General features: G+C 68.1%; 11 protein-coding genes. 8 read left to right on the forward strand and 3 right to left on the reverse strand.

All coding sequences use genetic code 11. From position 1 onward, the window contains the following. Positions 1-5 precede the first annotated feature (5 nt). The 7 genes from AC1MDG_RS01460 to AC1MDG_RS01490 all read left to right on the forward strand — a co-directional run bounded on the left by AC1MDG_RS01460 (position 6) and on the right by AC1MDG_RS01490 (position 9,330). The gene (locus AC1MDG_RS01460; RefSeq protein WP_479807036.1) at positions 6-365 is read left to right on the forward strand and encodes a VOC family protein; all 360 of its coding nucleotides are present in this window, start codon (positions 6-8) and stop codon (positions 363-365) included. 162 nt (positions 366-527) lie between these two features. Further along, a complete protein-coding gene (locus AC1MDG_RS01465) occupies positions 528-3,143 on the forward strand; it encodes a glycoside hydrolase family 78 protein (RefSeq protein ID WP_479807038.1) in 2,616 nt (871 codons plus the stop codon). Beyond that, positions 3,140-4,234, forward strand: coding sequence for an alpha/beta hydrolase fold domain-containing protein (locus AC1MDG_RS01470; protein WP_479807040.1), 1,095 nt, complete (start codon positions 3,140-3,142; stop codon positions 4,232-4,234). The genes AC1MDG_RS01465 and AC1MDG_RS01470 overlap by 4 nt, the downstream gene beginning before the upstream one ends. A gap of 98 nt (positions 4,235-4,332) precedes the next feature. Continuing rightward, complete coding sequence (locus AC1MDG_RS01475; RefSeq protein WP_479807042.1) at positions 4,333-5,223, forward strand: alpha/beta hydrolase fold domain-containing protein; 891 nt, start codon at positions 4,333-4,335, stop codon at positions 5,221-5,223. Between the two features lie 117 nt (positions 5,224-5,340). Then, on the forward strand, positions 5,341-6,270 hold the full coding sequence (locus AC1MDG_RS01480; RefSeq protein ID WP_479807043.1) for a fumarylacetoacetate hydrolase family protein: 930 nt from the start codon (positions 5,341-5,343) through the stop codon (positions 6,268-6,270). Further along, the gene (locus AC1MDG_RS01485; RefSeq protein ID WP_479807044.1) at positions 6,270-8,114 is read left to right on the forward strand and encodes an FAD-dependent monooxygenase; all 1,845 of its coding nucleotides are present in this window, start codon (positions 6,270-6,272) and stop codon (positions 8,112-8,114) included. The genes AC1MDG_RS01480 and AC1MDG_RS01485 overlap by 1 nt, the downstream gene beginning before the upstream one ends. Then, positions 8,092-9,330, forward strand: a complete 1,239-nt coding sequence (locus AC1MDG_RS01490; RefSeq protein WP_479807046.1) for a DUF3500 domain-containing protein — start codon at positions 8,092-8,094, stop codon at positions 9,328-9,330. The genes AC1MDG_RS01485 and AC1MDG_RS01490 overlap by 23 nt, the downstream gene beginning before the upstream one ends. 125 nt (positions 9,331-9,455) lie before the next feature. Here AC1MDG_RS01490 and AC1MDG_RS01495 read toward each other — a convergent pair whose 3' ends face one another. The 3 genes from AC1MDG_RS01495 to AC1MDG_RS01505 all read right to left on the reverse strand — a co-directional run bounded on the left by AC1MDG_RS01495 (position 9,456) and on the right by AC1MDG_RS01505 (position 12,814). Next, a complete protein-coding gene (locus AC1MDG_RS01495; protein WP_479807047.1) occupies positions 9,456-10,523 on the reverse strand; it encodes a quercetin 2,3-dioxygenase in 1,068 nt (355 codons plus the stop codon). Between the two features lie 129 nt (positions 10,524-10,652). Beyond that, positions 10,653-12,323, reverse strand: a complete 1,671-nt coding sequence (locus tag AC1MDG_RS01500; protein WP_479807049.1) for an HNH endonuclease signature motif containing protein — start codon at positions 12,321-12,323, stop codon at positions 10,653-10,655. Between the two features lie 86 nt (positions 12,324-12,409). After that, positions 12,410-12,814, reverse strand: a complete 405-nt coding sequence (locus AC1MDG_RS01505) for a (R)-mandelonitrile lyase (protein ID WP_479807050.1) — start codon at positions 12,812-12,814, stop codon at positions 12,410-12,412. A gap of 179 nt (positions 12,815-12,993) precedes the next feature. On the opposite strand from AC1MDG_RS01505, the gene AC1MDG_RS01510 reads away from it, so the two are divergent. Further along, positions 12,994-13,353 carry a carboxymuconolactone decarboxylase family protein gene (locus AC1MDG_RS01510; RefSeq protein WP_479807052.1) on the forward strand — a complete coding sequence of 120 codons (360 nt, stop codon included), beginning with the start codon at positions 12,994-12,996 and terminating at the stop codon, positions 13,351-13,353. Positions 13,354-13,483 lie beyond the last annotated feature (130 nt).

Consider the following 13,483-nt stretch of genomic DNA (forward strand, 5'->3'; position numbering starts at 1 on the left):
CCGCTATGGCTATCGCACGCTACCCCACCCTTGTTATTGACTGCCCCGACGCCAGTGCCCTTGCGGGCTTCTACGCTGCCCTGCTCGGGTGGAACGTCAAGGGCGAAGACGGCTGGACCGAGATCCGCCCCGACGACGGCAGTAACTGCATCTCCTTCCAGCAGGTCGAAGACTACCGGGCACCGGAATGGCCGGGTCAGGCCGTGCCCCAGCAAATGCACCTTGACCTCGTGGTGGCGGACCTGGACGAAGGCGAACGGGAAGCCATCAAGCTGGGAGCCACCAAAGCGGACACGCAGCCCGGCACCACCTTCCGCGTCTTCCTTGACCCTGCCGGCCACCCGTTCTGCCTTTGCTCGAGCTGAGCGTACCGCTTGATGGACGTTGATTTCAGTCAATGAAACTCCGCTAGCGGGGGTGTTGGCGGTTCCGGGACGCTGGAGGAAGCACTGAATCCTCCTCCATCTTTGACGAATCGAGCCGACGTTGACTCACCACACCCTCACCGCAAAGCCCGGAGCCATCCGATGAGCGCCGTGCCTTCCGCCCTCCGCTTTGAACACCACGAGGAGCCGTTCGGCATCGGCGAGGACCGGCCGCGGCTCTCCTGGCAGGTCAGCACCGAAACACCGGACTGGGTGCAGACCGCCTACGAACTGGAGCTCGGCCCGGACGAAGACAGCTTGGCCAGCTATGGCCGCATCGAATCCGCCGAACAGCTCCTCGTGCCGTGGCCGGCGCCCCCGCTGCAGAGCCGCGAGCGCGTCGCCGCCCGGGTCCGCGTGTGGGGCAGCGACGACGGCGGCCCCTCCGGGTGGAGCCCCGTCACCTACGTCGAAGCCGGGCTCCTGAACCCGGCGGACTGGCAGGCAGCCATGATCCGGCCGGCCTGGGACGAAGCGAGCGAAGACACGGAACCCGCCTCCCGGCTGAGCCGGACGTTCGAGGTCACCGGCCCGGTGGCCTCCGCACGCCTCTACGCCAGCGCCCACGGCATCTATGTTGCCTCGATCAACGGCCGGCGCGTGGGGCGGGACCTCCTGGCGCCGGGCTGGACCAGCTACCACCACCGCCTCCGCTACCAGAGCCACGACGTCACGGATTACCTGCAGCCGGGCACCAACCTCATTGGATTGGAGGTGGCGGACGGCTGGTGGCGCGGATACCTGGGATTCCAGGGCAAACGCAACACCTATGGCAACCGCACCGCGGCGATCGCCCAGCTGGAGATTTTCGACGACGGCGGCAACGTGATGGTGGTCGGCACTGACAGCGACTGGTTGGCAGGCAGGAGCCCTGTCACCTCGGCAGATCTCTACGTCGGCGAAAGCTACGACGCCCGGCTGGAACCCGAAGGCTGGGCTGGTTCCGGTGGAGCCCTGGACCGCGTGGTCGAGGAGGACTTCGACCCCGCCGTGCTGGTGGCTCCGGACGGCCCGCCGGTCCGCGCAACGGAGGAGCTGGCTGTCCGCGCCGTCCTGGCATCGCCGTCGGCCAAGGCCATCCTGGACTTCGGCCAGAACCTCGTGGGCCACGTGCGTTTCCGTGTCACGGGGAATGCCGGAACCGAAGTGGTGCTGCGGCACGCCGAGGTTCTGGAACATGGTGAGCTTGGTGTCCGGCCGCTCCGTGAGGCGAAGCAGACTGACCGCTACACCCTGCGCGGCGGAGCCGAAGAGCAATGGGAACCTGAGTTCACCATCCACGGCTTCCGGTATGTAGAAGTGACCGGCTGGCCGGGTGAGCTGGACCCGGAGGCCTTCACCGCCGTCGTGATCCATTCAGACCTTGTGCGCACCGGCACGTTCGAATGCTCGGATCCGATGCTGAACCAGCTGCACTCCAACGTGCTGTGGGGCATGCGTGGCAACTTCGTGGATGTGCCCACGGACTGCCCGCAGCGCAACGAGCGCCTGGGCTGGACCGGGGACTTCCAGATCTTCGCGGCAACGGCGTCCTTCCTGTACCGGATTCCGGGGTTCACCACGTCCTGGCTCAAGGACATGGCGGCGGAGCAGGGCACCGACGGTCCGCCGCCGCTGGTTGTCCCCGAGGTGGTGGCCGAGAAGCCGCCCTTCCCGGACCGCCCGGTGATGGCCGCCTGGGGTGACGCCGCAGTGCTGGTCCCCTGGGTCCTCTACCAGCGGACGGGGGACCTCGAGTTCCTTCGGCGGCAGCTGCCGGGAATGATTGCGTGGCTGGAGGCTGCTGCCCAGGCCGCCGGACCGGAGCTGCGCTTTGAGCGCGGTTTCCAGTTCGGCGACTGGCTGGACCCGGCGGCGCCGCCGGACTCCCCGGGCGACGCACGCACCCCCTGGCAGTTCGTGGCGCAGGCCTACGTGGCGTACTCGGCCCGCGTGGCCGGCAAGGCGGCGGAGCTGCTGGGCGAGGATGCCGCCGCCCTGGCTGAGCTCTCGCAGCGGGCCGCCGCGGTGTTCCGCGAGCGTTACGTGGCCGGCGGCGAGCTGCTGCCGCCCACCCAGACGGCCTACGCCGTGGCACTGAGCTTCGGACTGCTGGAAGGCGGGGAGGAAGCTGTGGCCGCCGCCGGACTGGCTGCGGCAGTGGAAGCCGACGGCTACCGCATCGCCACCGGCTTCGTCGGGACACCGCTGGTATGCGACGCGCTGACCGACCACGGCCATACGACGGCGGCCTACCGCCTCCTGCTGCAGACGGAATGCCCGTCCTGGCTCTATCCCGTCACAATGGGTGCCACCACCATCTGGGAGCGCTGGGACTCCATGCTTCCGGACGGCAGCATCAACGAAGGCGAAATGACGTCCTTCAACCACTACGCCCTGGGTGCGGTGGCCGACTGGATGCACCGCAGCCTGGCCGGGCTGGCGCCGGCCGAACCGGGCTACCGGAAGCTCCTGGTCCGGCCCCGGCCCGGCGGCGGGCTCGAGTGGGCCGAGGCCCGGCACGAGACCCCCTACGGGATGGCCGCGGTCCGCTGGAAGCTGGCGGGCCCTGACTTCACGCTGCAGCTGACCGTGCCGGCGGGCTGCACCGCCATTGTGGTACTGCCGGACGCTGACGCTACGGCACATGACGTAGGTTCGGGGACGCATTCGTTCAGCTGCGTCGCGGCGCTGCCCGACGGCGCCGCCAGGGCACCCGAGCTCGCGGCACGGCCATGACCGTGGATCCGGAGCTGGCCGGCCTCATGCACCATGTGGCCGGCGCCGGCTCCTTCGCCGAGCTCCTGGCGGATCCGTCCGGCCTGCAGCGGCTGGAAGCCTTCAGCGCCGGGACGGCCCCGTATACGGCGCCCGACGTTGCGGTCCGGAGCGTGGACGTGCCCGGCCCCAACGGCCCGGTGCCGGTGCGGATTTACGGCGGGCCGGCGTCGGGCTCTTCAGGTCCGGAAGCTTCCACCGGCTCTCCAACCACAGGCTCTCCAACTACAGGCTCTCCAACCACGGACGCGTCCGACGGCGGACGTGCAGGCGGCGCCGGGGGCGCCGGGGGCGGCGGACGTGCAGGCGGCGGCCTGCCCGCCCTCGTGTGGATTCACGGTGGCGGTTTCGCCGGGGGCGGCCTGGACATGCGGGAAGCGGACCAGCTGGCACGGGAAGTGGCTGCCAGAACCGGCGGGATGGTGTTGTCCGTGGACTACCGGCTGGCGCGCGACGGCGTGCACTTTCCGGTGCCGCACGAGGATGTCCTGGCGGCCTGGCTGTGGGCCGTGGAGCACGCCGCGGAGCTGGGTGCTGATCCGCTGACCCTGTGCCTGGGCGGAGCCAGCGCCGGCGGCAACCTGGCAGTCGGGGCTGCCCTGTACCTGAAGGATGCAGGCCGGCAACTGCCCGCAAAACTGGTGCTCGCCTACCCGTTCCTGCATGCGGAGCTGCCGGCATCGGGCGACCCGGAGCCTGCCGGCATGGGGGGTCTTCCGCGGATCCTCCGCTTCACGGCGGACGATTGCCGCGGGATGGTGGAGAACTATATCGGCGGCCCCCTCCTGATGGCATCCTCCTACGCCATGCCCGGGTACGCGGACCCCGCCGGCCTGCCGCCGGCCGCCGTCCTGATCTGCGAATACGATGACCTGCGCGTTTCCGCCGAGCTGTTCGTTGACGGTCTCCGCTCGGCCGGGATTCCCGTGGAGTGCAGGCTGGAGGCCGGCGCCACGCACGGCTACCTGAACCACTCGGCCGGACTGGGCGTTGTGCAGCGCGGCCTGCAGTTCCTGGCGGACGAAGTGGGCTCGGCGAAGCCCTTCCAATGATTGAAATTTCCCGTTTCCAGCGATGCTTTCGTCCAGCAGGCTTAGGGAAGAAGCCGGATCGATCCTGATACCGGCCATGGCAACGGATGGAGTCATTGATGACTGCAGGACAAGTCCTGAAGGGGATCGAGTTTTCCCATCCCGGCGGATTGCCGTTGCTGCTGGACCTCTACTTGCCGGCGGAGTCCGGACCGGAGGGCGGATCCCGGGTTACGGTGCCGGCCGTTGTGCATTTCCATGGCGGCGGCTGGCGGGTGGGGGAGCGTTCCTCCCTCGGGCCGGTGACGGACGGTTTTTCGCTGACTCCCTTTGAGCGTGTGGCCGCGGCCGGATTCGTCGTGGTGTCGGCGGACTACCGCCTGTCCTCGGAGGCCGTGTTTCCGGCCCAGCTGGAGGACGCCCTGGCGGCGGTCTCCTGGATCCGGGCCCACGCGGCGGACTTCAACGTCGATCCGGGCCGGATCTACGCCTGGGGGGATTCCGCCGGCGGCCACCTTGCCTGCCTGGTGGGCCTGGGGGCGGACGGTTCCGGTGCACCGGCCGGCAATGGTGACGGCCCTTCCGGCGGTGCGGCGCCCGTTGCCGCCGTCGCCGCCTGGTACCCGCCCACTGATCTGGTACGGATGGGTGCGCAGGCCCTCCCCGATGCCGTCGCAACGGCCGACGACACCGGTTCCCGGGAGGCGCTTCTTATCGGGACGCAGCCGGCTGAGGCCCCGGACAAGGCAGCCGCCGCGAGCCCGCTGAGCTACGTCGGCGGACACGCGCCGCCGTTCTTCCTGGCCCACGGTACCGCCGACCGGTTCGTCCCGCCGGCGCAGGCCACCACGTTTGCCGCGGCGCTGGAAGCCGCCGGGGCCGACGTCGAACTTCTCCTCATTGAGGGCGCGGACCACATGTGGCTGCTGCCGGACAAAAGCCCGGCAGCAGCGCAGAAGGTGCTGGATGCCACCATCGATTTCTTCCGCAGGCAAGCCCAGGCTTCCTGACCTTGCACCTCCTGACTTTGCACCTTCTGACCTTGCACCTTCTGACTTCGCACCTTCTGACGTGAACCCAGCCTGACCGGCACTCCGTGTGCCCGGGCTAGACCTGAAAGGCTCCACATGCAGTACATCGGCATCAACTACCGCGGGGAATCCTGGGCAGCGGCCCTGGTGGACTCCCGCGTCTTCCCGCTGGCGCCCGTGGGCGAGTTCTGGGCGGACGCCGCCGGCTGGCAAGACAAGTCTGTCCCTTTGACGGCTGGCAGCTCGCAGCCCGGCGCGCCCGTATCCGCCGCCACAGCGTCCGGCGCCTCACAGTCCGGCGCCTCGCAGTTCGACGACGGTTCGCTGGAGCGCGGCAGCGTCACGGAGGTGCCGCTGGTGCCGGCATCGGCCCGGGTCATTTGCGTCGGCCTCAACTACAAGGCCCACGCCGCAGAGGGCAGCTACAAGGACCAGGACCTTCCCCCGTACCCCACGCTGTTCGGCCGCTGGACGGCCTCATTGTCGGTGGGAAACGTGCCGGTCCCGGTGCCCGCCGGTGAGGATGGCCTCGATTGGGAGGGCGAAGTGGCGGCCTACATCGGCCGGCGCGTGGAGTCGGCAGACGAGGCCGGAGCGGCTGAAGCGGTCTTCGGCTACTCCACCTTCAACGACCTGACCGCCCGCCGCGCCCAGAAGCTCACCTCACAATGGACCCTGGGAAAGAACGGCGACTTCACGGGCCCCCTGGGCCCGCTGGTCAGCAGCGATGAGGTGGGCGACCTCCGGGACGGCCTGCAGGTCCGCACCCGGGTGAACGGCGCCGAAGTCCAGAACGGCAACACTCGGGACATGATCTTCTCCGTGCCGGCCATCATCTCGCTGATCAGCCAGACCCTCACCCTCCATCCCGGGGACGTCATTGCCACCGGAACCCCGGAGGGCGTCGGGTACGCCCGCACCCCGCAGTGGCTGCTGCAGCCCGGCGACACCGTTGAAGTGGAAATCGACCGCCTCGGCACGCTGACCACTCCGGTCGGCGACATCTCACTCCGCGGCCGTGCCTGATGGTTACCCTGCAATCCGCATCTCCTGAGAAGCTGCCGGAGGAGGTGCAGGTACTGATCTCCGGCGGCGGCCCCAGCGGACTCTTCCTGTCGCTGGACCTGGCATCCCGTGGCATCCCCAGCGTGGTGATCGAACCGCGGACGTCCGTGGATCCGGCGCGGCCCCGCGCCAAGACCACCAACGCCCGCACCATGACGCACCTGCGCAGGCTGGGACTGGCGGACGCACTCCGCGCCGCAGCTCCGCTTCCGGTGGACTACGCCCAGGATGTGATTTTCTGCACCGGCCTCACCGGGCCGGCAGCCCATGAACTGCGGACCTTCAAGCACGCCTTCCAGCTGGTGCCCGGCCGCTACGGTCCGCAGCCCGAATGCGGCCAGCAGGTTCCGCAGCCCGTCCTGGAGGAAGTCCTCCGCGCGGCGGTGTCCGAGGCTCCGCTGGTCACCCTGCTGACCGGGTGGCATGTTGAAGAGGTCGCTGTTCACCCCGAAGCTGCTCTCGCCGGAACCGCTGTGGCCGGAACTGCTCTTGCCGGACCAGCTGTGCCCGGAACCGCTGTGGCCGGAGCTGCCGTCGTGGTGGCGGACGGTGCCGGACGTACCCGCACCATCACCGCCGGCTTTGTGATCGGTGCCGACGGCGGTTCCTCCGCCGTGCGCCGCAGCCTTGGCATCCGGCTCGAGGGCGGCTCCGCCGCGCTGTCCAACATCAGCATCATGTTCCGCTCCAAGGACCTGGGCTCCTCGATCACCCTGCCCCCGGCCGTCCAGTACTGGGTGGTGGGTGCGGAAACCGCCGGAATGGTGGGCCGGATGGACCTCGCCGATACGTGGTGGGCCATCATCCAGGGTGTGGACGCCGCCGCAGCAAGCGTGTTGACGGACGCCGCCGCCGTCGCCATGGTCCGCGAACTGGTGGGCGCGGAGGTGGATGTCGAGGTGGTGGCCACGGACCCCTGGACTGCCCGCATGCTCCTGGCCCCCGGCTACGGCCGCGACGGTGTGTTCCTGGTGGGCGACGCGGCGCACCTGAATCCGCCATGGGGCGGCCACGGCTTCAACACGTGCATCGGCGACGCAGCCAACGTGGCGTGGAAGATCGCCGCCAGCCTCGCAGGCTGGGGCGGACCGGAACTCCTGGCCAGCTACGGGCTGGAACGACGCCCGGTGGCGGCCAGGACCATCCGCGACGCCGCCGCGAACGGCGAGGCCCTCGCCTACCATTTCGCTGATCCGGCACTCCGCAGCGCCGGCGACGACGGCCTCCGGGCCCGGCAGGCGGCCCACGAGGCGCTCGCCGTGAAGCAGAGCGAGTTCGATTCGCTGGGACTGGTGCTCGGCTACGCCTATGGGGATTCGCTTGTGGTGGTGCCGGACGGTTCACCGGTTCCCGCTGAGGACCCCATCCGGTACGTCGCGTCGGCCAGCCCGGGCGCGTTGCTTCCTCACGCCTGGCTGGATGACTCCACCTCCGTCTACAGCCTCCTCGGCCAGGGCTTCACCCTGTTGGCCGACGCCGGCGCCCTGGGCGGGGTGCAGGAAGCCCGGGTTTTCGCGCCGGTACTCGAAGCCGCGGCCCGGCAGAGCATCCCCGTGACCGTCACCGCCGTCGGGCCCTCCGATGACGGGACGCCGATGGCCGACCTGTGGGGAGCCGACGCCGTGCTGGTCCGTCCGGACCAGCACGTGGCCTGGCGCGGCAGCGTGCCGGAAGCAGCCGCGGCAGCGCTGTCCGTGGCCGCCGGCTGGGGCAGCTCAGCCGATATTTCTTCTCAGCACCCGACGCAGTACAACGAGATGCAGTACAACGAAAGGGACTCCCGTGTCAGCGCCGTCATTCCGTGATTTTCTTTTCGCTCCGGACCATCCGCGGGTGGCCGGGATCCGCGGCCTCACTGCCCGGGACTATGCCGAAGCGGCTAAGACCGACTCGTTTGCCGGGCCCATGATCAAAGGCTGGGAGGCGCTCTACCCGGAACCGTTCACAGGAGTAACGAACGACGGCGTGCTCCGCCCGGGGCTGTATCCGCTGGAGCCCGCACGGGCAGGCGAGGAAGCGCCCACGGCAGCGATGGTGGCTGCCGGCCGAAAACTGCTGGAGGTGGTCACGCTGCAGCAGGCGTCCCGGTTGAGCTATGCCGTGGACGCGCACGAGTGGCAAAGCTGGGCCAACCCGGAGTTCATGCAGCATGACACCGGGCTGCGGCTGGATGAACTCGATCCGCCTGTCCGCGATGCCGCGCTGGCTGTGGTGGAGGCAAGCCTGAGCCCGGCCGGCTTCGAGCTGGCCAGGAACCTCATGCGGATCAACGGATTCCTCGGGGAACTGGTGGAACTGCCGCTGCTGATGAACGAGTTCAGCTACAACTTTGCCCTGTTCGGCGATCCGTCCGAGACCGAACCGTGGGGCTGGCAGCTTTTCGGCCACCACGTGGCGCTTAACTGCCTGGTGGCGGGCACTCGGCTGGTGATCTCACCGGTGTTCCTCGGAGCGGAGCCTGATGTTATCGACGCCGGTCCTCACCGGGGCGTCAAAGTCTTCAAGGAACGTACCGCGCTGGCCCGGCAGCTGATGGGGGCGCTGCCTGACGGGCTCCGGGCTGACGCCACGGTCTATGGCTCAATGGTGGATCCGATCATGCCCGAAGGACGGATCCACCCGGGGGACGAGCGGCACCTGGGCGGCTGCTTCCAGGACAACCGGGTGATTCCCTACGAGGGCATTCCGGTCAGCTCCATGCCGCCCGGGGCCCGGGCAGTGGTGGATGATCTCGTGGAGGACTTCATCGCCTACCTGCCGGACGGGCCCAGGGCAGCGCGGCGCCGGGAGATCCAGGACCACTACGGTGAGAGCTGGTTCAGCTGGATCGGCGGCTGGGACGGCCAGGAGGCCTTCTACTTCCGGCTGCAGAGCCCGGTGGTGCTGATGGAACTGGACCACCACACCGGCGTCTTCCTCCGCAACGACGAGCCTGCGCCGTTCCACATGCACACCGTCCTGCGCACGCCCAACGGCAACGATTATGGCCGCGAGCTGGTGCGCCAGGCGTTGGCTGAATAGAAAAGCGTGCTGCGGCCGGCCCGCCGACATGAATGGCCCGAACTTCCTTTCGGAGGTCCGGGCCATTTCTTTGTCAGGTGCGGCTGTCCTGTCAGGTGAGGGCGTTTTGCCTGGTGCGGCCCGGCTCAGATATCCAGGGCCGCCCGGCGCTGCGGCGGCGGGCCAACCACGGTGAGGTCCATCTCGGCCTGCGCGCGGCCGAAGCCCTCCATGTCCATGTACGGCGCGCCGCCTTCGGTGTACATGTAGTCCTCGGTGGGCTTGTTGAAGTACTCAAAGAAACCGTTGAAGACCGACGGCGTCAGGAAGCCAACCATCTGGGTGTTGTGCGAATCGAACGCGAAGGAGTGGACGGTGCCGGCCGGGGCGTGCAGGAAATCGCCCTTGGTCAGGAGTACCTCGCGGCCGTTGGCGTAGAGCCACATCCGCCCCTCGGTGCACAGGAAGTTCTCAGTGTGCTCCGAGTGGAAGTGCAGCGGAATGTACGGGGACTTGGCTCCCTTGGTATGCACCGCGAAGTAGTTTGAACCGGTGTTAGCCGGCCGGGAGAGATAGGTGAACATGGTCTGGTAGCTCACCAGGCGCTCACCTTCGCCGGCGCTGAGGAAGTACGGGCTCTGCGTGGCAGGAAGGCCGGCATCCTGCTGGAAGGAGGGTGCCACCCGTTCCACGTCCGGAAAACTGATGCCGAATTCCGCGCCAACCTCGGCTTGCTCCTGGGCGCTGCGATTGTGGCCCGCACGCACCGGCGGGACGTGGGAATCGATGGGGGTGCCGACGCGTTCGTAGTATGCCTCGGCGCCGCCCGGGGTCATCCAGTTCAGGAAGCGGGTGTAGTGGCTTGCCATGCGGTAGGCGTGCGGCGTTCCGGGCGGGATCACCACGGAATCACCTGGAGTGAGGATGCGGCTCTCACCAGGCAGCCAGACGTGCAGGATGCCGTCGAAAACGTACAAGGTCTTGTGCTCCACCTTGTGGCTCACGAAGGGGGATTCGGCCCCCATGCCGCCGGAGATATAGGCGGCACTGAAGATGCCTCCGGTGTCCGCCGCGCGGGCGATGACAGTGACCAACTGCCCGTTGATTTCGTACCGGGCACCCTCCCCGGAAGCCATGTAGTAAGGGACGGCCTCGCCGGGCAGCGCGTTCGCCACCGGGAGTTGTTTGTTCATTTCCTCAACGCTGAGGGACATTGGTTCCTTCTTTCCAGTCCGGAGCTTCGCCGTGGCGTGGTCACCAGCATGCCTCCAAACCCGCAGTCCAGGCGTCAGGGTTTCCAATGAGTGAAATACATTTCGGCACGCCGGTAGACCAGGGCAGGATCACTCGAGTCTGAAGTAGTTGTTTCGTTGGGGTTGTTGGCGTGGGTCGATGTGGGGTGGCGGGATGAACCAGGGGATCCCGGTTTTGACCTGGATCTGCCACTGCTCCTTGTGGATCAGGTGGTGGTGATGCGAGCAGAGCAGGGTGCCGTTTTCCGTGCTGGTGGTTCCGCCGTGTGACCAGTAGGTGATGTGGTGGGCTTCGCACCAGGGCGCGGGGATGGTGCAGTTCGGGAAGGCGCAGCCCTGGTCGCGGGCGGTGATGGCTTTGCGGATGTGGGGCGGGAAGATCCTGGTGGTGCGGCCGATATCCAGGACGCGGCCCTCGCTGCCAAGGAGGACGGGAATGATGTCCGCGTCGCAGGCGATCTTGCGGACGGTGGACGCAGTGACTGGCCCCGTGAAGGTGAAAGATGCGGTGCCGGGGGTTCCGAGGCGGTCGAGGAGGTCGCGGTAGTCGATGGTGACCATGACCTGGGGACGCAAACCGCCCGCTGCGGGGAGGTTTCCGGTGGCGAGGGCGGTTTTGGCGGCGCCGACGAGCCCGTCCAGGAGTTGCTGCGGCCGGGTGCGCCCGTCCAGATCACCGCCATTGGCGGTTCCGTTGTTGCCTTCAGCCATTCCGGGGCGGGTGCGGGGGTTGGTGGCGATGTTCATCACGGTCAGGAGGGGTTCGTACTGGTCCTGGGTGGCGAAGATTTCCAGGTGGTGCAGTCCGCGACGGGTTTTCCGGATGAAGGCGCCCTGCCGGTGCCGCAGTTCCTCCTCTGAGGGTTCTGTGCCGTCCTGGTCGATCGCCTCAACCAGTTGCCGGGCAATCCGGGCGACGAAATCGGTGTCGTTCTCCGCCGCTGTCCGGGTCAGGGTGTGTTCCATCCGGGCCATGGTCTCTTCGGGGGCGTGGTGCCGGACCCGGTCCAGGGCGACGGTGATGATGGTCGCGGAACGGGAGCCCACCGACCCGGACGCCACCGCCGCGGCCAGCACAGGCCGTTCCGGAGGTTCGGCGTGGCCGGTGATCCCGGTGCGGGGCAGCACGGCCTCGGCCAGCGCGAGGCGGCGTCGGGCTTCCGCGGCGCTGATCCGCAGCCGGGCGCGGAGGAACTCGGTGGTGTTCCGGCACCCGTCATCCGCCGGATCCGGATCGTTGGACTTCGGCACCCCGGTGCTCGTTCCGGGAACCGCGGCGGCGTCTGTGCCTCGATCGCTGGCGCCCGGGCCGCCATTGGGAGTGCCGGTAGCCCAGCCGATCGGCCCATGCACAGCCGTCTCGCTGCCCCACCCGGTGATCCAGCCCACCGCCGCACTGGAACCGGAACCAGCCCGCGCAGCAGCGGAAGCCTCCCGCCGCGCCCGGTCCACAGCCCCGGCAGCAACCACCTGCAAATATTCAAGGGTCCGGGAAATCTCCTCGACTGTGGCCGCGAAGTCAGCAGCCTCCCGGAAGCGCATCACCGCAGCGTCCGCCACCGCCGTCGAACTCAAAGACACCAGCAGCGCAAGGCACCCGGCCAGATCACCGGAACCCCTGCCGTCGGACGCTAAGGACTCGGGGCGTTGGATTACTTCGGGGACGCTCCGCAGGCCGCGGCTGCGCACAGCGGCAGCAGCGGCGGGCAGCTTGGTCCACCGCAACGCCCCTCCTGCTGCAAGTTCCCCCATAACTTCCATGGGATAACTCTGCCGCGGGGGTGTGACAATTTAGCCCTGCCGCCCTGGCGAGGTAACACGGCACCCGTCCCGGGAACCCCGAGCAGCTACCTGGCGCCGTATTCCTCGTCGGTGACGTGCTCGCCCCAGGTCGCTTCCGGGCCCTCCTGGCCTTCACCCAAGGCTTCCCACATGGCCAGGTGGCTCATGAAATGCTCAGGTGCAGCGCCATGCCAGTGCCATTCACCCGGGGGCGTGTAGATGGTGTCGCCCGGACGGATCTCGATGACCTCGCCGCCGCGGGACTGGACCAGGCCGCGGCCCTCGGTCACGTGCAGGGTTTGGCCGTTCGCATGCGAGTGCCACGCAGTGTGCGCGCCAGGGGCGAAACGGACCATGTTCACGCGCAGCTGGGAGGGTGCTTCGCCCTTGGCGATGACGTCGAACCAGACGTCGCCGCTGAACATGTCCCCAGGTCCCTTGTTGCTTGACGCTTTCGGCTGGATCTCCAACTCTTCTCCTCTGTTGACGGCTGTGTGCCGCACGGATGCGGCATTCCTCGCCTTCAACACTAGGAGCGTTCCGTCGCTGCAGGGAGGCCCTGCCAGTACCTGTACCAACAGGACCTTCCCCGCGCCTAGAGGACGCGGTTTGCTGGATAGGCAGCGAAAACTTCCTAAGGAGCACCACCATGGCAACAGAGACCCCTTCGGCGGCCCAGCAGTTGATCGGCGACGTCGCCCCGAAGCTGGTCCAGCTCACCGACGACGTGCTGTTCGGCGACGTGTGGGAACGGCCCGGACTCTCGCCCCGCGACCGCAGCCTGATCACCGTTGCGGCGCTGACGGCGCTGTACCGCACAGGCCAGCTTCCGTTTCACCTGAAGCGCGCCATCGCGAACGGCGTCACGCCCGATGAATTGGTGGAAACGATCACCCACCTGGCCTTCTACGCCGGATGGCCCAACGCCATGAGCTCCACCACGGCCCTGAAGGAGGTTCTCGCAGAAGAACAGCCGGCAGAAGAGCCGACGACGGCGCACGCCGGCTAGGCAGGCCGGCCCACCCATAGATCCCCATCACCAAAGACACTGCGAAGAGGATTCCCATGCGAGCAACAATGATGTACGGCGCCGACGACGTGCGCGTGGAAAACGTGCCCGACGCGGCCATTAAGGAACC

It is taken from the genome of Arthrobacter sp. AIWTK1 (assembly GCF_056680535.1).